The organism is Paracoccus sp. L-17 (genome assembly GCF_056857655.1).
In genome coordinates this window covers 70,110-95,211 of the sequence record NZ_JBSXNM010000024.1, presented here as the reverse complement: position 1 = coordinate 95,211, position 25,102 = coordinate 70,110, and the positions used below count along the sequence as shown (strand labels likewise).

The window sequence follows — 25,102 nt, the reverse complement described above, 5'->3', positions numbered from 1 at the left end:
GCATTGTATTCTGACATGGCTCGTTTCCTTGTGCATGAGGCTCGGCACTCATGGTGCAACCCTCGTTCATCGTCTGCACACGATGGAGGCGAGCCAGGGACAGGGGCAAGCGTGAGGCTGCCAAGCGGTCATACCGTCTGGGACGACTGCGGTGTCCTCTTCATCAACCGCAACCCCGCCGGCGAGATCACCTCGATCCAGGTCCGCCACAACATGTTCCCCGGCGTGGATATGGTCGCCTTCCCCAAGCGGAACGACGACCAGGAGTAACGGCAAGGGGGCGGCGAAAGCCGCCCCTTCACCGTTCCATCCCGTCGCTGCCGCGACGGCCTGCGGCCAGACAGATCATGCGCGACCCGCGCGAGGGCGCGGGCCATGATGGGCTGAGGACGTGCCGGGGGATCGACGCCGGCTGCGCCCGCGCTCACTCCCGCCCCGACGATGTTTCCCTTTCCCTTGTCCGCCACGCATCCGGGGGTCTGCCGGTCAAGGGGCAAGCGCCGCGCGTGCCGCGCGTCGTCGTCCGGGCGGGCCGTGTCCTCGGCTGCGCCTGCGGGCCGCACCACCCCGCCTTCCCGACCCCGTGACAGTCATCCCCCCGGCCACGGGCAGGGCTGCGCCCTCCCCGCTTTGCCGTCCGAAAGGCATGGGGCCTTTCGACGACACGCAGAGAGGTCCCGCCCATCGGCGGAAAGCAGGCGCCAAGCCCGCGCCGCCCGTCGCAAGAGAAGGACGATGCGAGATGCTACGCAATTTTGACGACCTGACCCGGAATGACGGCCGCTGGCTCAATCTCTGGGGCGCATTCGATGTGACCGGGGAATATCTCGGCACCTTCACCCTCGATGAGTTGCGCGAGAAGGCGCAGGTGAAGGCCAAATGGGTCAGCGCCGTTCAGTATCTGGGGGCGGGACAGCGCATTGATGACGCCGCGCTGGTGCATGACTGGAACGGGTTGCCGTCCGGCACCTGCATTCTCGACTTTACCGGGTTCCGCGTCTCGCCCGTCCGCGACATGGGCGGCAGCATCGAGGTCTGCGATCCCGGCGAACAGGCGTTCTGGTCGGTCTATGGGTTTCATCGGGAGGCAGAGGAATGGCAGATCGTCCATGACGCGCTGTCGGACGATATCGGCGAATCCCTCGCCCGGATCGTGGAGCTGACCGGCGAGCTGGTCGAGTATCGCGACCTGTCGCATGCCTATGCCAACACCTGCCTGCCCGATCTGGTGGACCTGCTGTCGCAGCGCATCCACGACGAAATCCCCGGCTATGACGACCCGGAACACTTCCGCGAGGATGATTTTGACGCCCATCCCCTGACCTATCTGCGCGAGCAAATCCTTGCCGCAATCGAAAAGCGGAGGGGCTGATATGGGCTGGCTGGTCTATAACCACACCCCCGCCTGCATCCGCGACGAAATCGCCCGGCTTTGTGGCGGCGAGGATGAAGAGCGCCGCAGCTATCCCGTGCTGATCAGCCGCAAGGGATCGGTCTGGTATGCAGCCGTCAGGTCGGAACCCAAGACCTCTGGTCGGCGCGAGGACGGGCTTTGCCCTTATGGCGACTACGTGACCGACGCAACCGGCGGTTATGTCTTTGCCGCGATCTTCCTGACATCGACCAAGGGCGGTAAATGGGGCTACAAGTCGATGGCGGAGACCGCCGGCCCCACGGATGCCGCCGCCCATGCCCCGGAAAAGCTGCTGTCGCTGCTGTCGGAGACGGTCAATGATCATGCGACCGACTGGCGGCAGCGGTGCCGCGATCACGCGGCCAGGGAAAAACGCCCGCTGAAGCCCGGCGACGTGATCCGCTTTGCCGAGCCGCTGCGGTTCAGCGATGGCACCGAGGGCTGCACCTTCCGCGTGAAGAAGGAGCGCTTCGCCGGCGCGAACCGCGCGACCACCTTCTTTACCTGCATCGAGACCGGGAAGGACTGCCGGATCAGCCGCGTCATGGCGCGGGACTGGACCCGCATCTGATCAACCCACGCCGCGCCTGCGGGCGCGGCCCCCTGCCCCATTGCCCAAGGATTCAGACATGGCCCATCCCGCCGTGACCGATTTTCTGCGCGCGCTCGACAGTTTCGACCGCTCGAAGACCCGCACCGAGATCTTCCGCATCTTCTGCGAAATGGCCTGGTGCGCCCTGGCAAAGCGCGCCTCGCCCTTCCCCGACCAGCGCGACCGGCTTGAGGCCGACTACATGTCCTGTGTCGGGATGTTCCCGAACAAGGACGATGTGCGCCGGATGCCGGACATGATGGGCCTGGCCTTGCAGACCATCGCCGCCGGCGGCGTCGATTTCTTCGGCCAGGTCGCGGCCGAGATCGGCGCGCTCGATGCCCGCATGGGTCAGTTCTTCACCCCTTACGAGGTCAGCCGCATGATGGCGATGATGACCCTTGGCGATGTGGCGGCCCAGTTCCAGACGCAGGGCTTCATCACCATCTCGGAACCCGCCGCAGGCGCGGGCGGCATGGTGCTGGCCGTGGCCGATGTGATCGCGGAACAGGGCTTCGATCCGGCCCGCCATATCTGGGTCGAGGCCGTCGAGCTGTCCCGCGCGACGTTCCACATGGCCTATGTCCAGATCGCCGCGCGCGGTGTCGCCGGCCGCGTGATCAATGGCAACAGTCTCTCGCTGGAAAGCTTCGATCAGGCATTCACCCCTGCCGCGCCCGTGTTCCATGCGCTGAACGGCCACCCTTTCGCCAAACAGCGCGAGGCCGAACGCCGGGCGGCAGAAGCCGAAAAGGCCGCGCAGGCGAGGCGTCGCGAGCTGCTGCGCAGCCTCGCGCCGGCCACCGCGCGTGCCGTCTGGCAATGACGATTGACGCAGGCCGACCGGCCCCCTAGCCTCGACCCCGACATGACCGATCCTTCTGCGACGAAGGTTCAACTGGGCCGCCCTCGGGCGGCCCCTTTCTTTGCCGGCGAAGTTATCCACAATTTCTGGGGATCGTTCCGGGGAAAACCCGATCGCCAGAATGACGCGAAGAGCCCTTCCACGACATTTGCGGCGACCCCGCCGCACGTAACCGGGAAGGAAGCCCATCCTCGCTACATTGAGTTGGTGACGTTCTCGCTCATGCGCCCCGCCAACTCTCGGGCTGCATCGCCTTCGCTGCTCCAATCGTCCGTGACCTCGCCGAGATAAGCCCGTCGCGCATGATCGAGTGCCATAGCATCTGAGCCAGACAATCGCGGAATCGCCCATTCGGCGGCAGCATCCTTCGTGATGAACCTCCCCGTGCTGGCCGTGTGCCACATCCGCGCAAGCGTCAGCAGGACATTCCGCTCGTCCCCGCGCAATCCATCCAACAAGTCCGGAAGTGCATCGCGCATGGCTTGGTTGACATGCTCTGTCGAAACGTCCGTCAGCAGTTCGCTCCTCGGCGGTCCGAACAACGGAATGGCCTCCTGATGGGCCTGTGCGATAACCAGAGAATATTCAGGATCTCGTTCAGGCATCGGCGTCTCACCGGCCTCGAAAGCCTCCCTCAGCCACTCTCCATAAACGAACTCCGCTCGCGCCGGGTAGTCACCGCGGCTGAGCTCGGCTTGGCAAAACACCATAACCTCAAGGCAGCGGGCGCCTCCCGGCACGGCAGGATGGCGTCCGGAAAGGTGCAGCAAGTCCAGCAACAGGCCGTTGCGCTGGCTCTCGGTCAGCTCGGAATGAACCACTGCCAGTAGATCAATGTCGCTCTGCGGCCGGAGACCGCCGGATACGGCCGATCCATGCAGATACACACCAAGCAGCGCGTCGCCGAGACGGCGGTGCAAGATCAGCACAGCCGACTGTATCTGTTCTGTCTGATGGAGTGCCACCTGCATGATGGTTTTTTAACGGGCATAGCTCATTATCGGAAGGCAGCTATGTCCGCATAGCCGACCACCTCATCATTGATCCAGCAGCAAACCTGCGGCCCGCGCGAGGGCGCGGGCCATGATGGGCTGAGGACGTGCCGGGGGATCGACGCGGGCTGCGCCCGCGCTCACCCCCGCCCCGACGATGTTTCCTTTCGCTTTGTCCGCCACGCATCCGGTGGGATGCCGGTCAAGGGGCAAGCGCCGCGCGGGACGCGCGTCGTCGTCCGGGCGGGCCGTGTCCTCGGCTGCGCCTGCGGGCCGCACCACCCCGCCTTCCCGACCCCGTGACAGTCATCCCCCCGGCCGCGGGCAGGGCTGCGCCCTCCCCGCTTTGCCGTCCGAAAGGCATGGGGCCTTTCGACGACACGCAGAGAGGTCCCGCCCATCGGCGGAAAGTAGGCGCCAAGCCCGCGCCGCCCGTCGCAAAGGAGGCCGACATGGCAGCGAAGTTCGATATCTATCAGCATGTCACCGATCAGATCATTGCCAGCATCGAGGCGGGCACGCCGGCATGGCGCAAGCCCTGGACCGGCGATGCTGGCGGCATCCCCTTCCCCCGGCGCAGCACCGGCGAGTTTTACCGGGGCATCAATATCCTGATGCTGTGGGCAGAGGCGGCCGAAAAGGGTTTCCGCAGCCCCTACTGGTTCACCTATCGGCAGGCGCAGGAGGCTGGCGGACAGGTCCGCAAGGGCGAGAAATCCGCGATCGTCGTCAAATATGGCACCGTGGATCGCGAAGACCCCGATACCGGGGAGGAAAAGACCATTGGCTATGCCAAGTCTTACCGGGTGTTCAACGGTGACCAGATCGACGGATTGCCCGAAGCCTATCATGGCGCACCCATCGAGGAACCCCGCGACCTCGGGACCGAGGAAGATCCGGCCCTTGAGGCGTTCTTTGACGCGACAGGCATCGAATGCCGCACCAGCGACGATCCGCGCGCCTACTACGATATCGCCGGGGATTTCGTGCATATGCCGCCGGTTTCGACCTTTCACGATGCGGGCGGATATTATGCCACCCTCGCCCATGAATATTGCCATGCCAGCGGCGCAGGGCACCGGCTGGACCGCTTTTCCCGGTTCAGCGACCGGGCGGCGTATGCGTTCGAGGAACTTTGCGCCGAATTGGGGCAGGTCATGGTCTGCGCGCAACTGGGCCTGACGCCTGATTTTGGGCAGTCGGCGGCTTATGTCGCGTCGTGGTTGCGCGCGCTGAAAGACGACAAGCGGATGATTTTCAAGGCCGCGACCGAGGCCCAGAAGGCCGCCGACTGGCTCATGAAAACCGCACCCGCCGGGATGATCGAGGAAAGGGCCGCTGCATGAGCGGCCCGACACCCCTGCCCGTCCTGACCTGCCGCAAATGCGGCAGCGTCAACCCGATGGTGATGCTTGCGCCGGTTGTTGTGCCCGGCGATCCGGACGGAACCTGCATCTGCATGGATTGCGCGCAGGCGCGCGGCTGGCTCGACCGTGACGGCAACCTGAAACCCGGCATCGAGCTCTAGCAGGCCGTGCCATGATCTATGAATTGCGAGACCATCCCGACGATCTGCCGACCCCCTGCGATACGCTGGACGAAGCCCGCCGCAGGGCGAGGCATCGGGCAGAGCGGTTCGGTATCCCGGTCCTGATCTATGAAATGGACCCCTTCAGGGGCGAACGCTTCATCGAGGAAATCAACTGAGGACGATCCCCGGCCAGCAGCGTTCTGGCCGGGGGTGATTTTCGCGGCCAGGATTGCCGGCTGCGCCGCCCCTCCTGGCCGCGTCGGCGCCGCTGGCGCAGCGCCGGAAGCGGAGACGCGGCTTGCGCCGCGTCGCAGCCTTCTCTGGCTGTGCCACCCGGCACGTTACCCACAGATTTCCTCGCGTCCCTTCGCTCTTTTGGGGCGCGTCCCGCTCGTTCATCTGCGAGGCCCTTCCGCCTGACGGCGTTCGGGCTGGATAACCTGCCGGCCGGCGCCGCCAGACCGGGGCGTGGCGATCACCGCCCTGCGGTCTTCATCGGGCATATCGGCGAACAAGAGCTGCGCCAGCCGGATCTTTCCACGGCGGCCGAGCTGCCGGCGCGCGAGGCGCTTTCCACAGGCCAGGAAATACGCGCGCAGTTCCTCATATGTCGCCATCGCGGCCCAAAACTCCGCATCGTCTTCGATATCGCCGAAGGGCACCAGTGGTGCATCCGCGCGCGCTTCCTCCAGAACGGCGGACATGACCATCTCCGCGTCATGCCAGTCACAGGCTTCAATCGCGTCCAGAAGGTTCTGAAACCGTTCCCGCCGGGACATGCGGTCCCCCTGCCCTTCCGCCTTGCAATCGTTCCCGCGTTGATTGGTCATCTGCGCCCCCCGTATCCATCGGGGTGCCCCCAAATGGAGCCCGCCCCGAAAACTTCGGTTTTCGGGGTCTGGCCTCGCCGAGAGTGGGGGTAGCAGAGGCAAGGACAATCGACGGAAGTGGTGCGGCCCGCAGGCGAAGCCGAGGACACGGTTCTGTCTATTGTCCTTGCCGGCGCGAGGGGCGAAGCCCCATAGCTCTTCGGACAAAGGGTCGGGATCAGAGACGCCTTTACCCCGTGCCCTTACCGGCTCGTTTGATCCAGGAACCGCGCGACAAAGGCGGCCCCTTCATGTTGAGCCCAATGATCATAAATTCTCTTGGGATCGAGCAGGTTGTGCGGGTCGATATGGGATATGTCGCCGAGATCAACCGTAACCGTGGTCTTGTAGTAGCAATTCGGCACATTGTCCGTAAAAGGCTCGATATGCGTGCGTCCAGGTCGGCCGGTCCTCGCAGTTTCCTTGAACTCGCCCGCAAATTTTCTGGCAATGGCTTGCAGAACTGTCTTGACCGGCAGATTGGATGCCTTTGCAAATGCCATGAACATGTCTTCGTGGCTCGTGGGAACCTTGAGCATGAGGTTGATCGAGGTCTTTGCCGTATTTTTGCGAGGCATTGAATTCGTGGGTGTTTTAACGGGTTCGACTGCTCGTTTATCCACGTCTTCCACTGCGGGTGCCGGCGTCTTCGCATCGGCCGAGACAGGCTTTGGCGCTGGCCGGGGATCTTGCCTTGGGGCCGGTTTCTTTTCCTGGGACGGTTCGTTCGTTCCGGCACGAGTCATGAAATCCGATGCGGGGAGCGCCGGCTTTTTCTGGCGCAGCATCTTCAGATCGTCGAGAGCCTTGCTCATCATGCATTTTCCTTCGCAAACTTGCCTTCGGTCACTTCATCGAAGATGGCGCGGGCCAAAGTCATCACATCTTCATAATACTTGCGTTTGACCGCTGGCCCCTTGTCGCGCATGACATTGAGAAGGCCGCGCTGATCCATTTCATTCAAAGCCGTGCGCTCTGCCAACATCTCATCCAGGATGGCTTCGCCGTAACTGTCGAACAGCGCAGACATTTCTGCCTTGTGGGACTCGCCCGCGCTTTTCGGCGCATTTATGAGGATGCGTGGGCTCGCCACCTTTGCGCTTTGAGCCCGGTATAGATCGACATATCTCATGATCTTGCCGACTTCAGATGTGTCGCTGCGGGACAGCCGGGTTGGCACTACGATGAAATCGGATACCTCGAAGATCATTCCCATGATCTCTGAGGATGACCCCTGCGTGTCGATCAGGCACATATGCTGGCCTGGCGCCTCCTTCAGAGCGATCACATGGTCCAGGAGTTCCATCTGGTCCATCGTTTTGAGGCTTGTGACGCTTTCGGACCAGCGGTCGTTCTCCATCCCGGCGGCATGCCATTCTGCCACGGCCACAGATTCATCCGTGTCGATCAAGGTGACGGGCATGCCTCGTTCGTCAGCGACCGAGGCGAACATCCTCACGCAGGTCGATTTCCCGACACCGCCCTTGCGGTTCATGAAACTGATTGTCGTGCATGCCATCTGCTCGCCCTCGTAATGGTTGCCGCGGTTTCCTCAGCGGTGGTGCCGGGAACTTCTGTTCTCCAGCAACTATGCCATAGCTATCGGCGTATGGCGACCGGCCGATTGCCAGTAGCCGATGGGATATGGCGAAACTGCAACGGCGAATGGCCTATAGCTATCGGGACTCAGCACAACGCAGATGGCGGCTCCGCTGTGGCAATTATGAGATGGCAATTTGCACACAGCAATCGGCAAAACGGCAATCGCTTATACGAAACGGCGAGTATGCATCGGCAATCAGCAAAATGAAATCGGCATTTACGCAATCGCAGGCAGCAAATGGCGACGGGCAAATTGCGTATAGCAACTACGAAACGGCAATCATCATATGGCGAGCGGCCATTCGGGATCGGTCGTTACGCGCCAGCAGATCGCAATTGGCGTATCGCAATCCCGATATCGCATACAGCGAATGGCGAGCGGCGTTTAGCAATCGGCGGTTGGCACTTTGCGCATCGCCATTGGGCATCGGCGTATGGCGCTTAAAAATGTGCGGAGTGATTGGAGGACGGCCTGGCCTCGAAAACCCCTTTGGAAGTCGCTCTGAACATGGTAATGGAGGTTAGGGTTGAAGGCAAGTGGTTGGCAGGAAGTGCATATTGTAAGACAGAATTCGCGTAGAGCCGATTTGTCGAAGGGCGGGCAGGCGACCCACCTGACCACGGCGACCCGCGATCAGATCGTGGCGCGGCTCAAGGAGGGCGTGCCGGTGGGCCGGATCGCGTCGGAGTTCGAGGTCGCGAAGAGCACGGTCTACCGGCTTCGCAGTGGCGCCATTGCCCCGCAGCGCCCTGCATTTTCCCCGACGGAGATGGTGAACTTCCGGATCTCGGTGGGGGAGAAGGAGGCGTTCGAGCAGGAGCTGGCCCGTGCCGGGTTCAAGGATCGGTCGGATGCGTTGCGTGCGCTGGTGCGCAATTCGGTCGGATTGCTGGACCGGAACTTCGCGTTCGTGGGCGAGGTGAAGGCGCTTTACGACGAGGTGTCGGCGATCGGGGTCAATGTGAACCAGATCGCGCGGGCGGTGAACCGCGGCCAGGCGCCGCCTCTGAGGGAGGCGGGCAAGGATCTGGCGGAGCTTAAATCGCAGCTTCGGAAGGTTCTGCCGGCACTGAATAATGTCGTCCAGGAGGCTCGGCGATCCAACGAGCGGGTCTGGGCGGCGGCGCGGGCCTCTGACGCGGCGGGCGAGGGGGAGAGCGAGTGAGTTTCCTTGCCGACGACGATGAAGGCGTCACGATCCGCCCGCATCTGCGGAAGGTGCGGGGCGGTGGTCGTTCGGGTGGTCGGCGCGGGTCAGGCCTGTCGGGCAGCCTGCTGAACAAGTGGAATTTCGCGGAAGGCTCGCGGGCTGCCGTTTTCAAGAAGATCGCCAGCGGCGGGACGCATACGCGCCACCAGATGCGCCGGCAGATGGATTACATCAACACCAAGGCGCAATACACGTTCGGGTTCAGCGATGCGCTGACCGACGACCGGCGTCAGTCGGAGGCTTCGCTTGAGGCCATCGCGGATAGCTGGGAGGCCAGCTGGCAGGGCACGCCGAAGAACGGCCACACATCGCATCTGCTGATCTCTTTTCCGCCCGATACGGCGCCGCGCGATGCGGCGGCCATCGCCGAGGAAATGTGCGAGCGGGCGTTCGGGTCCGAGAAGGAATTCGCCGACGATCGTTGGGAGTACATTGCGGCGCTGCACACGGACCGGTCGCACCCGCATGTGCATGTGCTGGTCAACAATCGCGGGGTCGAGAACGGCAGCTGGTTCTATCTGTCGAACAAGCTGGATGCACCGTTCACCTACCAGGGTTTCCGGAACCTGATGGTGTCGGTGGCGCAGGATTACGGCGTCCATCTGGAGGCGACGACGCGCTACGAGCGTGGCGATCTTCAGTATTCGCCATCCTCGGCGCAGTGGCGGCAGGGCAGGGTACCCGGCCAGCGGGCGCTGACGGATCGCGTTCTGGGCATGCTGATCGACGAGGCGGACGAGTGGGGAGAGGTGGCGAAAGCCGCGAAGATGGTGGGCAACGCGCGCGTGGCGGAGGTTGCGGACCGGATGATCCAGGGTATCGCCACGCAGAACCCGATTTCAAGAAAGGAATTCGAGATGGTACTGGAGAATGTCGAGACCCCGGAAGATTTCGCGGCGGCGGTCAGAGGGTGGGCGGAAGAAGTACGAGACACCGTTCTGACGCTGCCCCCTGAAATGCAGGGCAAGCATTTCGCGGAAATCGACGGCGTATTGTCTGATATGAAACGGGACTACGGGCTTGTCATCGAGGTTGAGGGGATCGCGCATCCCGGCCCGATGGCGAACAGCCTGCATGCCGATGGCGACCTTCTGGCTCGCCGGGCCGAGGATTATGTGCCCGAGGGTCGCGACATTGGCCGCGAGACGCTGGCGACCGCCGTCGAGATGTTCTCGGCCGGGGTTTCGGACGAGGACGATATCCGGGCCTTCCCGGGCGCGGAGCTGGGCGACAATCAGATTCGCGATTACAAGACGTCGCTGCGCGCGGTCGAGCTTGCCAATGTCGATTACAGCTTCGAGGCACGGCCCGGCGCGGTGGCGGATTTCTGGCAGAAGTTCGACGAGCTGTCAGGTGATGCCGGGATCGACCGGCAGTACGCCAAGGGCGTGTTCGAGAACGACCTGCTGAGCGACGATCAGAAGCGTGATGTTCTGTCCTCGGCGGTCGATCCCGAACGGGGTCCGAAGATCTCGGCCGACGAGATGTTCGACAGGGTTCAGGACGTGCGGGGCGAGATGCGGGCCAATATCATGACGCCTGACAGGGATTACCTGCGGTCCTTCATGCAGCGGCTCACCGAGCGCGAGTATCCCTCCGCGGCGCCGGAGTTCGCCAACCGCGAGAGCGAGCGGGAATACGCGGCGGCGCTTCGTGCCGAGTTCGGGACCAGGGGCTTTGAGCGCATGGCCGAGGGGGATTACCGCGATCTCCAGGCCATCACGCCGAACCGGCTGCACCAGCGCGAGCTGGCGGCCTCGGTGATGGCGATGGCGGAGCGTCCGGAACATGCCGCGAAGTTCGACCTGTCGCGTGATCAGATCGCCAAAGGCTACGAGGCGGCGGACGAGCCCCACAAGGCGCGGCGTGTGCTCAGCCAGAGCAGCACCGGCGACGATTTCTCGCTCTGAGGGGAGGGCAGCATGGAACTTGACCTGAAAGACCGGGTGCGGATCGTCGCCGGCATCGTCATGACGCTTCTGATCGCGGTGATCGCATCGAGCCTGGTGCTGAACGGAGCGAGCCGCGATTTCAGCGGCAGTCCGGTCTCGATCCTCGGCGTGCTGCGCGATCTGAGCCTTGAGACCGAGGCGCAGAAGATCGCGGCGGCGATCTTTGTCGGCGTGGTTGCGCTCTGCATCGTGTTCATCGGGGTGATGGTCTACAGCACCACGACGACGCGCTACGGCACGGCGCATTTCCAGGGGATCAGGGAGATGCGCCGGAACGGCTTCATCACGCCGCTGGAAGAGGGCGGTCTGATCTTCGGCAAGGTCGCGCGCCCGCCGAAGGAGCTGCGCGGCAGACCGCTGGAGGTCGTGGAAACATCGCCGAAGGAAGCGCTCAAGGCGGAGTTCATCTCGGCACCGATCGACGCCTTTCCGCAATGCCTGCTGATCGGTCCGACGCGCTCGGGCAAGGGGGTGTCCTATCTCACGCCCAACTGCCTGTTGGCAGATGGCTCGCTGGTGGTGCTCGATGTGAAGGGCGAGATCTTCCGGAACACGTCGCGGATGCGGGTGGAGCTGGGCGACGAGGTGTTTCGCTTCGCGCCCTATGATTTCGAGCATGGCTCGCACCACTACAATCCGCTGGCGCGCATTGCCGCGATCACGCATCCGAACCGCCGGTACGCGGAGCTGGACAAGCTCGCGGACAATTTCCTGGTCGCGAAAGGGGAGGGGTCGGCCTCGAACTTCCTTGGCGGGGCCAAGCAATGGTTCATCGCCGGCTGCCTGCGTGCCATCGAGATGGGCGATCCGACGCTGACCCGTGTCCATGCGCTGATGTTCGGGGACGGCAGCGAGGTCGGGGTGAGCGACAGCGACCGCTACAACGCCATCGCGAAGACATCGGACAACCCCATCGTGCGCCGCGAGTTCTCGAATTACGGGAACCTCGATCCGAAGATCCGGCAATCCTACAGCCAGGTCATGAGCGACAGCGGGCTGAAGCAGTGGGCCAACCCGCAGATCCAGGCCGTGACCCGTCGCGACGATATCCGGTTCGACGATATCCGCTCGCGGCGGCAGTCGATCTATATCGTGGTGCAGTCGGACGATATCTCGCCGCTGAACGCGGTGATCCGGCTGATGTTCACGGACCTGATCGCCTCGATCCGGCAGACCAGCTCGGACCACGACAGCGGGCTGGGACAGGTGTTCATCATGCTCGACGAGTTCGACCAGCTTGGCTACATGCCGATCGTGCAGCAGTCGATGAAGCAGCTTGCCGGTCACGGGGCGCGCACGACGGTGGTCACGCAGTCGATCCCCGGCCTGAAATCGGTGGGCTACAGCGATGCGGAGGTCGAAAGCCTGATCGCCGGCTGCGAGATGAAGATCTATATCTCTCCCAACGATCATTCGACCACGGAAGAGATCACCAAGGCGCTCGGCACCCGGACGGGCTTCAAGGCGTCCTACAGCTATACGCTGAACGACTTCTCGAACCGCAGCGTCAATGTCTCGACCGAAGAGCTGCCGCTGTTCACGGCCTCGCAGTTGCGGGGCTTGCCCAAATCAAAGGTGTTGCTGATGCCGGAGGGGCACCAGCCGATCCTGGCGGACAAGATCGTCTATTACGCCGATCCTGTCTTCAAGCCGATCTTCGAGCGCCAGAAGGGGGCCTATCCCTATCCGTCGCGCCAGTTGCAGCATATCGACCGGCTGGAACAGCAAGTTGTGCGGACAGCCGTGGAAAACCGGCAGATGCTCGAAGCAATCGCGGAGGCGAAGACGTTCGAGGCAAGCCCACAACGCGTGGTGGAAGGTTCGATTGTGGACCTTCCGCGGGAAGAGGCGGCCGCAGTTTACGAGAGCCGGATGAACGCCATCAAGGGCGCGGCACAGCAGGACGCTTCAGCAGTTGAAGCTGGAAAGAAAGCTGAAAAGGAGAAAGCAGAGCGATTGGAGGCCAAAAGGGCGGCAGCGATGAAAAAAATAGACTCGCTGTAAATCTTCAGATGATCGTGGGCTGCGGTGAGCGGACGTTCTTGCGCCGCTTAGCCATAGTGAAACAACGGGGCGCCTCACGGCGCCCCGATTGCATCCAGAGACGGAAACCAGATTTCAGCGATGCCGCGTTTCCCGGTCCGGCGGTCTTCCATGACCTGGATCACGCAGTGGATCGACTGGCGGAAGTTCTCCAGCAGTTCGCTGTGGTCGATGCGGGCACCGGACTGGCGGATCAGCGAGGACAGTTTCTCGAAGGCCATGCGGGCAGTGCTGGCATGGATCGTGGTCATGGAGCCTTCATGGCCGGAGTTGATGGCCTCCATGAAGGTCTGGGCCTCCGGTCCCAGCAGTTCGCCGAGGATGATCCGGCGCGGGTTGAGACGCAGGCATGCCTGAAGCAGCTTTGTCGGATTGCGCGGGCTCGCCGGGTCCAGCTCGGATTGCAGCATCAGGCTATTGGGTTGCGTGGGGAACAGCTCCACACCCTTCTCGATGGTGATGATGCGCTCATCGGGCTCGATGAACGAGATATAGCGCCGGGTGAGGGCGGTCTTGCCGCTGTCGGTGGCGCCGGAGATCATCAGGTTCATGCGTTCACGGGCCAAAGCCGCCAGAACGTCGTCGAAGTCGCAATTGCCGTCCAGCGCCATGCCGAAGATCGCGCGGGCGTTCTCGGCAATCTCGGCCTCAAGCGATTTGCCGAGATCGCGCAGCCGCTCGAAGCGGAAGTCCTTCTGCGCATCGCCGGTCACGAAGGCGCGCAGCGACATGGCGACGGGGCCGCCGTAGACGGCCGGCGATCTCACGGCCTGAAAGCGGAACTTGCGCATCCCGCCCTCCATGCCCGCGACCCAGAAATCGAAGGTGCCGGTCGCAAGGATGCGGTCCTCATCGAACTTCTCGCCGGCAGCGCCGGCGCAGAGTTCGGTGATCTCGATCATCTTCTGCGGCGGCAATACCGGGACGCCCTGCGGTGTGTGCATCTGGGCATGACCCTGAAGCTTCACCCAGATCCGGCCATCGGCATTCATCGAGCATTCGACCAGATCGGGCCTGACCAGGACCGGGTGCAGGGGCGTCAGCGCGTCGATCAGCAGCGGGACCAGCATCAGTAGAATTCCAGGTCGCTATCGACGCGGATCGACACGTTCGATCCCTGGTGCACGAGGATCGTCGGTTTCTGGCCGAGATACCCCTTCATCACATCGCCCACGGCACCCGACAGGCTGGCGCTGATATTCGCCGCCGCATCGTTCGACGAACCGGACGAATCGTCGCCATCGTCCGAGAGCAGCAACGGCAGGGCGCTGATGACGCTGACCAACGCGGCCGAGCCGAAGCGGGAGGCAAAGTGATTGTTCACCTCGCTGACCATGCCGGAACGGCCGAGGCGGTCGGAGCCATAGGACTTGAGCGATACGGTCTGTCCGTCCGTGGTGGTCAGGCGTGTCCATGCCACCAGGACCCGCTTCTGGGTCTGTCCCATTTCGGAATTATAGGTCCCGAACAGCTTCGAGCCCCTGGGCACCAGGACGCGGGTCATGTCCATCGACCAGACATCGCGCGAGACGATGGCCGCGACCTGGCCCTGAAGGTCGGAATTGATCGCGACCTCCAGGGCCGCCTCGATGATCGTGCCCTGTCCGACCGTGTTCGAGGGATTGGCCGTCACGGTGGCCCGGCGGGTCTCGGTCGCGGCGGCACTGGCGATCAGGAATTCCCGATCGCCGGACATGGCCTGCCGCTCGGCGCCGACTGTTCCGTTCGCGAAGGTCTCCGAGCCGGTCTTTCCCATCACCGGGGGCGCCTGCATCCGGCGGGCCAGCTCTTCCTCGCGGCGTGCGCGTTCCTCTTCCAGCGCCCTGCGCCGGTCGGCTTCGGCCTGCTCGGCCGCCAGGCGCGCGGCCTGTTCGGCCGCGGCCTCGGCTTGCCTGCGGCTGTAATCGGATTCGAGTTCGGCCTGCATCGCCGCGAGCTGGTCGGCGTTCTCCTGCTCGATCTCGTCAAGCCGTTCCTCGAACAGCCTGCGACGTTCGGCGGCAGCTTCCTGTTCCTCGGCGATCTGCGCGGCCAGGCGCTCGTTTTCCGAGCGCAGGCGGTCAAGTTCGCCCTGATCGTCGGCAACGCGCGTGGCCTCGATCTCCGGCTCGCCGAGGTCGGGCACCATGAAGCCGCTGCGGTCGTTCTGCTGGATCGCGGCGGATTGCGAGGTTTCCAGAAGCGCCCCGTCAGCGGCGTCCGGCTGTGAGAGGACGTAATAGACCCCCGCGCCGCCGACGGCGGCGAAGCCTGCGGCCAGTGCGGTGGTCCGCATCCAGCCGCTTTTGCGCGGGGTCCGCTTCTGGTTCAGGATCTCGTTGCGGGCGGCCATGGCGTCACCCCTTTCCCTGCTTTGCCAGCGCGGCGCGCAGGCGGTCCGACCAGATGCAGATTTCCGAATCGCCGAGGCGCAGCACCCAGCGGTCCTGAACGCTTGGAATGATCATCACGCCGTTCTCGATCTTGGTCTGGACCGAGTATTCCCGACCGTTGCCATCGGCGCGGAAGGCCGCCGGCATCGCGGCGTTCTGCGAGAACTGCATGTAGGTCTTCGTCCCGTCATCCCAGATCCGGGCGGGCATGAAGCCGGTCGCCCGGCTGGCCTGCTTGACGTAGTAGGTCCGCGAGTTCGGGCCGGGGCCGCGGATGGCGCTGCGGGCGGCGGCGCCGGATTTGGGATAGGCGAACTCGACCAGGTACATCGGCCGCGTCGCGCCTTCGATCATCTCGAAGACATAGGTGCCGCGCGACGTGGCAACCGACATGTTCGTGCGGACGCCGGTCTGGGTCGGCTTGACGGCGAGGCTGTTGTCGCCGAGCTGACCATAGGTGAAGCCGACATTGTCGCCGAGGGCGACGTTGATGATGTCCTCGCCCGGACCGAACTCGATGGTTGTCGCGGTCAGCACCTTCGTGTCGATCCGGTAGACCTGCCGTTCGGTGAAGACGACGGTCCGGACCCGATCGTCGGTTGGGCTGACAGAGGGGGTGATTTCAGCGGTGGCGGCGCTGCAAAGAGCACAAAAGCCGAACATTGCAGATGCGGCGAGAGCCGGGAAACGGGGCATGGCCTTATCCTTCCGATTGATGGTCGATGCGATAATCCGTCACCTGGAAGCCGAAGGGGTTTTCCCAGATCATCCGGTCGGAGGCGGTGTTCGCGGGTTTGAAGCGCCAGGAGAGGGTGACGATGTAGTTCGACGTGCCTTCGCGGGTGCCATCGACGATACGTTTCTGCAGGCGGACCTGGGCGGTGTCTTCGCTCAGCAGCGTGATCGCGTTGATGGAGACGAACACACGGGCGTCGCGGGAGATGAGCTTGCGGATATAGCGCGAGGATCCGGGGTTCCAGAGATCGAGCAGATCGTCGCGGGCGGTGCTGACGGATCGGGAGATCACCCGTTCGAGACGCTGTTGCTGGTCGTGAATGTCATGGGTCTCGCGATCGAGGACATAGTTGTAGACCCAGCTTTCGATCACCGCATCCCGTTCGGTCAGCGTGGCCCGGCCGACCTCATAGGCACGGATCACGTCGCCGGACTGGCGGTCCACGAGGCCGAGATAGGCTTGCGTGGTCTTGAGCGGCATCATGACGAGGATCGCGGCAGCCAGCAGCAGGGCAGCCAGACCGGCGATGATTGCCACGATCCAGGCCAGTTGTTCGCGCCGCCTGATGCCGAAATACATGTCGCGGTTCAGTTGGGATCTGAGGGCCTGATCGGTCACTTCGATGCCTTTCTCAAACGGGCGATTTCTGAAAACTTGGCCTGCATGGCGCGGGTGCGATCCGCTGCATTGCTGCGGGCCGCCATACCAGCGCTTGCGTATGACTTGTCGCTGGCGCGGGCCTGCATCATCGGTGTGCGTCCGGTCAGATAGCCGGTGCCGAAGCTGCGGGCGCGGCTGCGCACGGCACCCATGGGGTTCACGGCTGCCGAGGCGGCACCCGACATGGAGCCGAGATCGATCTGGCCGACCATGTTCGCTGCGATGGACGGCACGTCCGCGAGCATCTTGATGCCCAGACCTGCCACCGTGATGAAGCCCAGAACGCTCCTCAGATCCTGAATGCCGCTTTCGCCGGTATTGATATGGACAAGCAGCCCGGCGATGGTTCCGATCACTCCGCCGATTGCCACCGGATAGATCAGGTAGCCGAAGACGGCGGCCAGCCAGGCCTCGAACATCGAGCGTGTGCGGGTGAAGAGCAGGAAGAAGCCCATCAGGGGCGCGATGGCGATCAGAACCGCCAGCAGCATCTTCGCGTAGGCTACAACAAGGATATACACCACGGCGAGAAGACCGAGGACCGCGAAAAGCAGTCCGGCCACGATTGCGCGCGTCAGGATCGCACGACCGGTGACAACAGCGTCAATGATGTTCGACAGGATGAAGAACATGCCTCTTGCTGCTTCCTCGCTGCCTGCGGCGGCATCACCGGCGACAAAGTTGCGCACGGTGTTTCCGACCGTATCGAAGAGGGACGTTCCGGCACTGTAGATGATGTTGAAGTTTTCCCACGAAAACAGGAACATGTAGATCGCACCGATGCGGATCATGATGCCGATCAGCTGCGGGAAGGAGAATTCCGTGAAGCGGAAGAGCACGTTGATGCCGTAAAGGACGATCAGCAGCACCGCCAGAATTTCCAATCCGCCAGTGAGGACCGATGCCAGACGTTCGAAGGTGTTCTCTGCAACCTGTGTTACGCGATCATCGATCAGTTCGATGATAATCGTGATGAACTCCATTGCTCAGCCTCGTTCACAGAAACTACGCGCTTCAACGTCCAAGGCGGTGCGGAACAATATGGCAATCTCGTTCATCGCGCGGTCTTTCGCGAAGCTTCCGCTGATTGTTTCGCTGCTCGGGTGGTTTGCCAGGCGGGAGAGCAAGCGCCATCCCTTTTCGATTGGCACGGTCTGAGTTGCACAGGAACAATCGCCGGTTTGGAGCGCTGCACGGTCGGCAAGGTAATCCAATACGCGCGCGACATCGGAAGCATCTGTGGGCATCGGCAGGGCGGCTTCGCGTGTCAGCACACGATCAATCCGCCGATATCGCGATGGATCGCAATCGAATTTGCTACGAGAATAGGTCAAGTCGCCGGCACGTTCGAAATCGGTGACGAATGAGGCGTTGTCGAGCATAGTGCGCCTTTCATCGCGCAGACCAACCTCTGCCATTGCAAAATCGAAGCCTGTCAGGTCGATGCTGTCGGGATCGAAACTGTCCCAATAGGCTGCGCCGCGCGCCTTGGCCTCGGCCCGCTCCACCTCGATCTCGGCCTGCCGTTTCTGGCGTTCCAGCCGCTCGCGCGCAAAATGCGCCTGCGCGTCGGCCTCCTCGGCCTCCAGCAGATCGGAGACTGCGTCGGCATCGCCGCTGTTCAGGATCTCCAGCTTGTCGTCGTCCGAGAGCTGCGCCAGATCGGCGGGGCTGTCGGAGGATGCCTGCCAGGCGACCAGCGCCCCGGCGAGGGCAAGGGCGGCAATGGCCGTGGCGCCGATCAGGCGTGACTTCGGGGTCGTCATTCCAGGTCCTCCGTTTGGGGTTCTTCGGGCGAGGTCGCAGCGTCATCGGCCAGGGCTTCGGCCTGTTCCTGACGCACACGCTCCATGACGGCGGCCGTTTCAGGATCGGCGGGTTGTTCAGGCTGAGGGGTCGAGAACGGCAGGGCGGTAACGTTCCGCAGCCAGAGCCAGCCTCCGATGGCGAGCGCAAGCGCGACGAGCAAGAAACCGATCCAGACATGCTTCATCCGTCACTCGTCCTCAATCAGAGCGTCGTCGCCGGTGAGCGACAGGAACTTCTCGTCATCGGCCATCGTCGCGGCGTCGATCACACCGGCCTGGCCCATGGAGACGGTCTGGATCGCCTCCATGTTGGCCTGGTTGATGAGCGCGATGACCAATTCGCCCGTCACGCGGGTGTTGAGGTCGATCGCCTGCTTCAGATTGGTCGCGTCGTCGATCTGCCCGATCAGCGTGGCGGTGCGGTCGAGCGAGGCCGAGGTCTGTTCGATCGCGTTCTCGGCCGCGGCCGAGGTATAGGCACTGGTCGCCGCCTGCGTGCCGACACGTTGCAGATCCGGTTTGTCGCTGGCGGTCAGCGCGTCCACGCCGTCCTGCGTCAGACCGGCGCTTTCATAGATCCCGGCAATGACGTCGCCAGCAGGAGATCCGCCGACCGTGCCGTTGCCGAACACGGCCCCCCAATCGCCCGAACGGGCCGCTGCCAGCTGATCCTGAAGATTGCCGAGATTGAGGCCGCCCAGGAGGTCATCGAGATTGAGGCCGGCCAGCAGCGTGTCGAGATCGAAGCCATCTGTCAGCGATGAGACGACCTGTTCCATCTCTTCGAGTTGCCGGATCAGTTGCCGGGTCTGCTCGTCGAGAATGCCGTTCGTCCGGATCGACTGCGCCAGCTCGTCCTGGCTGGAGTTCAGGAGCGCGATCAGTTCGGCCAGCGAACGCGGATCATGGGTCGGCACGCCCTGCGCGAAGGCCAGGCCCGCAGAGAGGCACAGACCCGTTGCGGCGGCGAGATTGCGGAACATGCTCATGGTCAGCCTCCTGTCGTGGGGGTGTCGGTCAGGGTGAGGAATTGTTCGTCGGCGATCTGTGCCTGGACCTGGGCTGCGAAGCGTTGCGCTTCGACGCGCCGCTGGGTGGCTTCCATGATCGTCATCATCGACGCCAGACGCGTGATCTCGGCGCGCAGATAGGTGTTGAGGTCGATGGCCTCGCGGGTGGTCGTGGTCTCGGGAATGCGGGCGATCAGGGCACGGACGCGCCGTGCCGAGAGTTCCAGCTGGTTCGACATGGAAAAACCGAGTTCCATGCCCGCATCGGCCATGTTGCCAAGCTCGGCCAGGGCCATGTCGCCCGCGACCATGGTGCCGAGATCGTCCGGTGAGCCCATGCCGGCGGCATAGGCATTCGCATAGCCCGTGATCTTGACGACGTAATCCTGTGTCTCGGCATATGGGGGGATGCCGCCATAGCGCTGGACCGCGCCCGGGCCGGCATTGTAGGCGGCAAGCGCCAGCGGCATCGAGCCGAAGCTGCCGAGTTGCATCAGCAGGTAACGAGCGCCGCCATCGAGCTGGACGCGGGGGTCGTTGCGCTGCGAGGCCGGAATGCCAAGCTGATCGAAGGTGCCCGGCATGATCTGGGTCAGCCCGCAGGCCCCCTTGTGCGAACAGACCCGAACCTGAAAGCCGCTTTCCTGCTTCACGAGCGCCTGGAACCAGGCCCGGAACCCGACCGGCGAAATCCCGGCGCGGGCCAGCGCCGGATGCGTCTGGTAGCGCTGGACGGTCTCCACGATCATCTGTTCGATCGTCACCCGGCCTTCGCCGAAGAGCCGGCTTTCCGCACCCGTGACGGCGGAGGTGTCATAGGCGGCGGACACCGCTGCACCGTCCAGGTCCTCGAATTCCGCAGGCGCGAAGCCGCTCGTGTTCATCGAGGCAATGGCCGCGTCGATGGCTGCCAGCTGATCGCGATGCAGGGCGTTCATGTCGATGCGCACGCTGTTGCCGTCCTCGGCCTCGCCCACGATCCGGCCTTGCAGCACCGAGAGCGTTCCGGCGCGCAGGGTCCGCAAGGCATCGCTCACGGGAACCCCCTGGGCGAGCGTCAGGCTCGCCACGGAGGCCCCGAGCATGAGGCCGAGTGCAATGCGCCGGCTCCGGATCATGACTTCGGCACTGCCACCAGCGCCGAGCTGAGCGCGCCGGGCTTCAGCTTGCCGAAACAGTTCGAGCGGCGTTCGGACAACTCGCCGCTCTGCGCGGCACAGCCGGCCACCGCCAGCGCAAGAAGGAGGCTCATCACGATACGGGTCATGCCGTGTTTCCTTTCCAGAATTCGGGATTGTCGCGCCAGTCGCTGCCGAAGCGCCGTTCGGCCGAGCGGCCGCCGCCAAGGACAGTGAGATAGGGGCCAAGGGCCGAGAGATCGGTGTCGAGGATGTTCGAGCTTTGCCCGTCCCGCCACAGCGCCCGGCGGCCGCCGGCCTGCGAGCCGAGCAGGAAGGACAGTTCGGCGTCAGACAGCGCCAACCCGTCATAGCTGTCGCGGCCTGCCTGGTGGTGTGGCAGGATCAGTTGGTTCTGCAAGCCTTCGAGGATCGAGGCCCCGGCGGCGCAGTCCCGGATCTGCGAGACGAACTGCACCAGCATGACCACGACGACGTTCTTCTTGCGCAGCGTCGCCAGCCAGGTCTTCAGCTCGCGCTGGAAGTAGAGATCGTCGAGGAACACGCCCGCCTCTTCCAGGACCAGCAGGGTCGGGGTGCGGGCGCTGACGGTCTTCTCGATCTGCCGGAAGAGATAGGCCAGCAGCGCGGTCCGCTCGATCTCCATGTTGAGAAGCGCCGTCATATCGATACCGACGATATCGGACGCGCTGAAATCCACGATCGGGGCGCTGTCCTGGCCGAAGACCCAGCCGTACTGGCCGTTGGGGGACCATTCACCGACCCGCGCGCCGATATCACCCTCGAAGGAGCGGAAACGTGTCGTGAAGTTGGTGAAGTCCCTGAAAGAGGCGAGGGCCGTCGCGTTGCTTTCGACGGTGCGCGCCAGCTTCTCGGAATCGCTGACCGAAAGCTGGTGCCCCTTGCGTTCCAGAAGCGCGGTCAGCCAGCTGCGCAGCCATGCCTGACCTTCCTCGTCGGTTTCCGAGGCCAGCGGGTTGAGCCCGGTGTTCCGGCCCGCGCGCACGGCGGTATAGGTGCCGCCAAGCGCGCGCAGGGGCATTTCCAGCGACTGGTCCTTGTCGAAGGCGATGATCCGGCAGCCTGTGCGCCGCGCCTGCGCGGCCAGGAAGGCCATGATCGTCGATTTGCCGGCATCGGGCGGGCCGACGATCAGGGTGCTGGCAAACGGCGGCTCGGACTCCGCATGGGCGAAGCGGCCATGGAACGAGAAATCATAGGGCGAATTGGCGCAGCTCTTGAAGGTCGTGATCGGCGTGCCCCAATAGCATTCGGAGGCGGGCTTGCCGAGCCGGACCATGTGCAGCGCGGCGAAGTCCGAGAAGTTCCGGTTGGAGATGGTCAGCGGGCGTTTCTGAAACCCGTGATTGCCCGGAAACCGCGCGAACCATGCAGCGGCCAGCCCGTGCTTTTCGACGACGATCTTGAGCTTCTTCGAGCGCAGGATGGCCGTGACCGCCGTCACCTTGCGCTTGAGGGCATCGGGGGTTGCGGCATAGACGGTGACGATGGTCTGGCTGTCGCCAAAGCCCATCTGGCCCATTTGCAGATCCTCTGCGGCCTCCTGAAGCTGTACCGCGATCTTGCCGCCGGCGCTTTCCTCAAGCGTCTGCTCAAGCCGGGTTGTCGCCTTGGCCGAGATCAGGTCAGGCAGAAGCGGCTGGTAGGTGCAGGAGATCAGGGTATCGGGATCTGTGTAGAGCGTGTCGAGAATGCCGCCATGGGTCTGGGGCGAGAGGTTCGCCACGCTGATCACCGAGGCATATCGCGTCTCGAAGTCGTCGCCGATTTCCACGGCCCGGTCGTAGATCTCGATGGGCGTGCGGATATCGTCCACGATGGTGCCGGTCTCGGACCGGGCCAGCGGCGCATAGACGCCCGTCGAGATGGCGCGCAGAAAGCCGGTCAGCGTGCCGTCGTCGATCGCAAGCAGCTCCGAGCCGTCGCCCAGGGTCTCGGCCACGCTCTGGGCGAGTTCTGCAAGATCGGACAGACGCTCGGGCAGGGCATCCTGACGTCTATGGCCGAGCAGTCCGCCAAGGATCGGCATGCGTTCCGCCATGGATTTGCGCTCGATCACCGAGAGGAACAGCACCGGGACGCAGAGGCCCGCCGAGGTGATGTGGGTGCGCCAGGCCTGGTCCAGTTCCTTGCCGAAGCCCGGTTCGACGAAGGCTTTGGGCTGATAGTCGAAATCGTGATAGGCCGAGCGGATCTTGTGGAAGTGGAAGCTGAAATTGTTGCCGGACTTGTCCACCAGCTCGGCCAGCCGGTCGTTGATATGGGCCAGTTCGCTTTCGCTGGCCGTGAACGGGTTGACGCCCGCGATCTTCACGACGGAGACCAGCGCCCCGCTGCGCGTGGCGATGGCATGGTTATTTTCCTCGAAGAGATAGGGCAGCATGTCTTCGAGGTCGCGGGCGCCGCCGAACAGCGCCCGGATCGGACTGGGGAAAATATCATTCATACCGGGATCCGGAGCTGGCGCGCAGCAGCCGCTCGGGCGTGCGCGTGGTCACGACCGCGATGAAGCGCGCGAAATGCGGATTGATGACCGATGCGGCCCAGAGAGCCGCCCAGAGAACGGGGATCGCCCAGAGATACCAGAGACTGTCGAGGAAGATGAACGTGAGGAACGGCGGGATGAAGGCCAGCCCGGCCAGCGGCAGCGGCAGGCCAAAGAACCTGGCCTGCCGGTTGAGCCCCTGGATATACACGTTCTCCCGCATCACTCGGCGGAGCCCCGGAAGATCGCGATGATCGACTCGGCGAGGTTGTCGCCGCCGAAGATGAAGAACAGCCCGACGACGGTCACGCCGATCCACTTCCAGTCGATGAACTTGGTGAAGATCGCCAGAAAGCCGATGATCAGCAGGATGAGGACGACGGCGGTCAGGGCAAGGTTGTTGTCGCGCAGCTGCGCGATGATGCTTTCGCCGGTATCCTCGAACCCGGACAGATCGACTTCCTGGGCATGGGCCTGGATGGCCGCCGCGCACCAGATCCCGGCGGCGACGAGCTTTTTCCTGAAGTTCGGCATGGGGCAATTCCTTTATGTCAAACGGTTGCGATAGATCGCCATGACCTTGCGGACATGGTTCCGGGTTTCCCGGTAGGGGGGGATGCCGCGATACTTGCGGACCGCACCGGGGCCGGCGTTGTAGGCGGCCAGGGCGAGTTCGGGCGTGCCGAAAGCGCCGAGTTGCATCAGCAGATAGCGCGCCCCGCCATCGAGGTTCTGGACCGGATCGCGGGGATCGACGCCGAGAAAGCGCGCGGTACCTGGCATCAGCTGCGCAAGCCCCATCGCGCCGGCCGAGGAATAGGCGGTGACCTTGAACCCGCTTTCGACCTGGATCATCGAGTGGAAGTAGGCGTCCCAATGCCGGGGCGAGAAGCCTGCGGCGCGGATCGCAGGATGGGATGCGTACCGTGCTGCGGCTGCCGTCACCATGTCCCGGATGGACACTGGCGCCTCGGTGGGGACCAGCATCGAGCGGATCAGTGCTGGCTCGTCACTTGCTGTCCGGGAGTATTCGGGATCGTCCTCGGGGCGCGCGAAGATATCACGGGCCGCGCCGGCGTTCAGGACGAAGCCGCGGGTCTCAGAGAGGACATCGGCGCCGGCCGCAAGGGGCGTCGCCAGCAAGGATGCAAGGAGAGCACGGCGGGATAGTGGCTTCAGGGTGCCAGAACGATTTCCCGAATATTCACGATTATGGCCGCTCGGTGCTTGGGGACAGTTGAGCGACCATGGTGACGCCTTTCGATCCGGGAATGACGGTTGCAGTAATGCCCAGATCAGTTTGAGCGTTAAAGAGCCCGGTCGTGGTCTTGATCTCTTTGTATGCGTAATCTGATGGATCGAGTGTTGTTCCAGACTGCTCCGCCCGACGTCGCTCCCGGTACAGGTCCCGCTGTGTGACCACGACGCCGAAGCGACCCGTTTCCGGCTCGACAGCGACGAGATACCATGAGCCTCGGACAGTGTTCTGAGCCGGGACGGGGTCCTCCGCACAGACAACGTGCAGCTCCCACCCTTCCAGCAACCTCTCTCTACACATCTCAAGGGTGAGCACCTCGTTGCTAACCTGTACTTGGTTGGTCATGCGACGCGCTCCAGAAAGTTGTCTGACGCGTCTGCGCCAGACTATCAAATTAAGTATCTGCATTTCAAGTAGGTGAAATGATAAATGGTCACCTGCCGTTGCTTTATCGTTGTTACGTTTATTGCTCAGGCGTTTTCAAGCCGCAGAAGCTGGGAAGGTGACCTTTAGGGTATCCCTCGCTTCAGGTGGGTTCAGCG

At 63.4% G+C, this 25,102-nt stretch carries 29 protein-coding genes; 10 read left to right on the top strand and 19 right to left on the bottom strand.

Annotated features, from left to right (window positions below):
- The first annotated feature begins 111 nt into the window (after positions 1-111).
- The 4 genes from AC13CR_RS02735 (at position 112) to AC13CR_RS02720 (ending at position 2,832) form a co-directional block, all read left to right on the top strand.
- Complete coding sequence (locus AC13CR_RS02735) at positions 112-270, top strand: hypothetical protein (RefSeq protein WP_482900663.1); 159 nt, start codon at positions 112-114, stop codon at positions 268-270.
- A 472-nt stretch (positions 271-742) separates the two neighbouring features.
- Positions 743-1,372 (top strand): hypothetical protein, encoded by a 630-nt coding sequence (locus tag AC13CR_RS02730; protein WP_482900662.1) that lies wholly within the window; start codon positions 743-745, stop codon positions 1,370-1,372.
- A gap of 1 nt (position 1,373) precedes the next feature.
- A complete protein-coding gene (locus tag AC13CR_RS02725) occupies positions 1,374-1,985 on the top strand; it encodes a DUF6927 domain-containing protein (protein ID WP_482900661.1) in 612 nt (203 codons plus the stop codon).
- A gap of 58 nt (positions 1,986-2,043) precedes the next feature.
- Positions 2,044-2,832 (top strand): N-6 DNA methylase, encoded by a 789-nt coding sequence (locus AC13CR_RS02720; RefSeq protein WP_482900660.1) that lies wholly within the window; start codon positions 2,044-2,046, stop codon positions 2,830-2,832.
- Positions 2,833-3,065: 233 nt separating this feature from the next.
- On the opposite strand, the gene AC13CR_RS02715 is transcribed toward AC13CR_RS02720, so the two are convergent.
- Complete coding sequence (locus AC13CR_RS02715; RefSeq protein WP_482900659.1) at positions 3,066-3,842, bottom strand: aminoglycoside adenylyltransferase family protein; 777 nt, start codon at positions 3,840-3,842, stop codon at positions 3,066-3,068.
- A gap of 473 nt (positions 3,843-4,315) precedes the next feature.
- Between AC13CR_RS02715 and AC13CR_RS02710 the strand changes: the two genes are divergently transcribed.
- The 3 genes from AC13CR_RS02710 to AC13CR_RS02700 are packed head-to-tail and all read left to right on the top strand — an operon-like array spanning position 4,316 to position 5,570.
- Positions 4,316-5,209, top strand: a complete 894-nt coding sequence (locus tag AC13CR_RS02710; protein WP_482900658.1) for an ArdC family protein — start codon at positions 4,316-4,318, stop codon at positions 5,207-5,209.
- Entirely contained in the window at positions 5,206-5,391 is a 186-nt protein-coding gene (locus AC13CR_RS02705) for a hypothetical protein (protein ID WP_482900657.1), read from the top strand. The genes AC13CR_RS02710 and AC13CR_RS02705 overlap by 4 nt, the downstream gene beginning before the upstream one ends.
- An 11-nt stretch (positions 5,392-5,402) precedes the next feature.
- Positions 5,403-5,570: a hypothetical protein gene (locus AC13CR_RS02700; RefSeq protein WP_482900656.1), complete on the top strand. Its 168-nt coding sequence runs from the start codon at positions 5,403-5,405 to the stop codon at positions 5,568-5,570.
- Between the two features lie 219 nt (positions 5,571-5,789).
- On the opposite strand, the gene AC13CR_RS02695 is transcribed toward AC13CR_RS02700, so the two are convergent.
- The 3 genes from AC13CR_RS02695 to AC13CR_RS02685 all read right to left on the bottom strand — a co-directional run bounded on the left by AC13CR_RS02695 (position 5,790) and on the right by AC13CR_RS02685 (position 7,782).
- Positions 5,790-6,098: a hypothetical protein gene (locus AC13CR_RS02695; RefSeq protein ID WP_482900655.1), complete on the bottom strand. Its 309-nt coding sequence runs from the start codon at positions 6,096-6,098 to the stop codon at positions 5,790-5,792.
- A gap of 368 nt (positions 6,099-6,466) precedes the next feature.
- Positions 6,467-7,078 (bottom strand): hypothetical protein, encoded by a 612-nt coding sequence (locus tag AC13CR_RS02690; RefSeq protein ID WP_482900654.1) that lies wholly within the window; start codon positions 7,076-7,078, stop codon positions 6,467-6,469.
- Positions 7,078-7,782 carry a ParA family protein gene (locus AC13CR_RS02685; protein WP_482900653.1) on the bottom strand — a complete coding sequence of 235 codons (705 nt, stop codon included), beginning with the start codon at positions 7,780-7,782 and terminating at the stop codon, positions 7,078-7,080. The genes AC13CR_RS02690 and AC13CR_RS02685 overlap by 1 nt, the downstream gene beginning before the upstream one ends.
- 670 nt (positions 7,783-8,452) lie before the next feature.
- Between AC13CR_RS02685 and AC13CR_RS02680 the strand changes: the two genes are divergently transcribed.
- From AC13CR_RS02680 to AC13CR_RS02670, 3 genes are read left to right on the top strand one after another with little or no spacing between them, the layout of a single operon-like run.
- The gene (locus tag AC13CR_RS02680; RefSeq protein WP_482900652.1) at positions 8,453-9,031 is read left to right on the top strand and encodes a helix-turn-helix domain-containing protein; all 579 of its coding nucleotides are present in this window, start codon (positions 8,453-8,455) and stop codon (positions 9,029-9,031) included.
- Positions 9,028-10,986, top strand: coding sequence for a relaxase/mobilization nuclease domain-containing protein (locus AC13CR_RS02675; protein ID WP_482900651.1), 1,959 nt, complete (start codon positions 9,028-9,030; stop codon positions 10,984-10,986). The genes AC13CR_RS02680 and AC13CR_RS02675 overlap by 4 nt, the downstream gene beginning before the upstream one ends.
- 12 nt (positions 10,987-10,998) lie before the next feature.
- A complete protein-coding gene (locus tag AC13CR_RS02670; protein ID WP_482900650.1) occupies positions 10,999-13,032 on the top strand; it encodes a type IV secretory system conjugative DNA transfer family protein in 2,034 nt (677 codons plus the stop codon).
- Positions 13,033-13,106: 74 nt separating this feature from the next.
- Here the strand turns inward: AC13CR_RS02670 and AC13CR_RS02665 are convergent, their stop codons facing one another.
- From AC13CR_RS02665 to AC13CR_RS02595, 15 genes are all read right to left on the bottom strand, one after another.
- Positions 13,107-14,141: an ATPase, T2SS/T4P/T4SS family gene (locus AC13CR_RS02665; protein ID WP_482900649.1), complete on the bottom strand. Its 1,035-nt coding sequence runs from the start codon at positions 14,139-14,141 to the stop codon at positions 13,107-13,109.
- Positions 14,141-15,403 (bottom strand): TraB/TrbI/VirB10 family type IV secretion system protein, encoded by a 1,263-nt coding sequence (locus AC13CR_RS02660; protein WP_482900648.1) that lies wholly within the window; start codon positions 15,401-15,403, stop codon positions 14,141-14,143. Before AC13CR_RS02660 ends, AC13CR_RS02665 begins: the two co-directional genes overlap by 1 nt.
- A gap of 4 nt (positions 15,404-15,407) precedes the next feature.
- The gene (locus AC13CR_RS02655) at positions 15,408-16,139 is read right to left on the bottom strand and encodes a TrbG/VirB9 family P-type conjugative transfer protein (RefSeq protein ID WP_482900647.1); all 732 of its coding nucleotides are present in this window, start codon (positions 16,137-16,139) and stop codon (positions 15,408-15,410) included.
- 4 nt (positions 16,140-16,143) lie between these two features.
- Positions 16,144-16,797: a VirB8 family type IV secretion system protein gene (locus AC13CR_RS02650; protein ID WP_482900646.1), complete on the bottom strand. Its 654-nt coding sequence runs from the start codon at positions 16,795-16,797 to the stop codon at positions 16,144-16,146.
- Positions 16,794-17,822 (bottom strand): TrbL/VirB6 family protein, encoded by a 1,029-nt coding sequence (locus AC13CR_RS02645; RefSeq protein ID WP_482900645.1) that lies wholly within the window; start codon positions 17,820-17,822, stop codon positions 16,794-16,796. Before AC13CR_RS02645 ends, AC13CR_RS02650 begins: the two co-directional genes overlap by 4 nt.
- Before the next feature lie 3 nt (positions 17,823-17,825).
- Entirely contained in the window at positions 17,826-18,605 is a 780-nt protein-coding gene (locus AC13CR_RS02640; protein ID WP_482900644.1) for a hypothetical protein, read from the bottom strand.
- Positions 18,602-18,832 (bottom strand): hypothetical protein, encoded by a 231-nt coding sequence (locus tag AC13CR_RS02635; protein WP_482900643.1) that lies wholly within the window; start codon positions 18,830-18,832, stop codon positions 18,602-18,604. The genes AC13CR_RS02640 and AC13CR_RS02635 overlap by 4 nt, the downstream gene beginning before the upstream one ends.
- A 3-nt stretch (positions 18,833-18,835) precedes the next feature.
- Positions 18,836-19,636: a type IV secretion system protein gene (locus AC13CR_RS02630; RefSeq protein ID WP_482900642.1), complete on the bottom strand. Its 801-nt coding sequence runs from the start codon at positions 19,634-19,636 to the stop codon at positions 18,836-18,838.
- A gap of 2 nt (positions 19,637-19,638) precedes the next feature.
- A complete protein-coding gene (locus AC13CR_RS02625) occupies positions 19,639-20,694 on the bottom strand; it encodes a lytic transglycosylase domain-containing protein (protein WP_482900641.1) in 1,056 nt (351 codons plus the stop codon).
- Between the two features lie 77 nt (positions 20,695-20,771).
- Entirely contained in the window at positions 20,772-20,924 is a 153-nt protein-coding gene (locus AC13CR_RS02620) for a hypothetical protein (protein WP_216033824.1), read from the bottom strand.
- A complete protein-coding gene (locus AC13CR_RS02615; protein WP_482900640.1) occupies positions 20,921-23,263 on the bottom strand; it encodes a VirB4 family type IV secretion/conjugal transfer ATPase in 2,343 nt (780 codons plus the stop codon). The genes AC13CR_RS02620 and AC13CR_RS02615 overlap by 4 nt, the downstream gene beginning before the upstream one ends.
- Positions 23,256-23,525 carry a VirB3 family type IV secretion system protein gene (locus tag AC13CR_RS02610; protein ID WP_482900639.1) on the bottom strand — a complete coding sequence of 90 codons (270 nt, stop codon included), beginning with the start codon at positions 23,523-23,525 and terminating at the stop codon, positions 23,256-23,258. The genes AC13CR_RS02615 and AC13CR_RS02610 overlap by 8 nt, the downstream gene beginning before the upstream one ends.
- Positions 23,525-23,836, bottom strand: coding sequence for a TrbC/VirB2 family protein (locus AC13CR_RS02605; protein ID WP_482900638.1), 312 nt, complete (start codon positions 23,834-23,836; stop codon positions 23,525-23,527). The genes AC13CR_RS02610 and AC13CR_RS02605 overlap by 1 nt, the downstream gene beginning before the upstream one ends.
- 12 nt (positions 23,837-23,848) lie before the next feature.
- A complete protein-coding gene (locus AC13CR_RS02600; protein WP_482900637.1) occupies positions 23,849-24,445 on the bottom strand; it encodes a lytic transglycosylase domain-containing protein in 597 nt (198 codons plus the stop codon).
- Between the two features lie 67 nt (positions 24,446-24,512).
- The gene (locus AC13CR_RS02595) at positions 24,513-24,905 is read right to left on the bottom strand and encodes a hypothetical protein (RefSeq protein WP_209059467.1); all 393 of its coding nucleotides are present in this window, start codon (positions 24,903-24,905) and stop codon (positions 24,513-24,515) included.
- Positions 24,906-25,102: the final 197 nt, after the last annotated feature.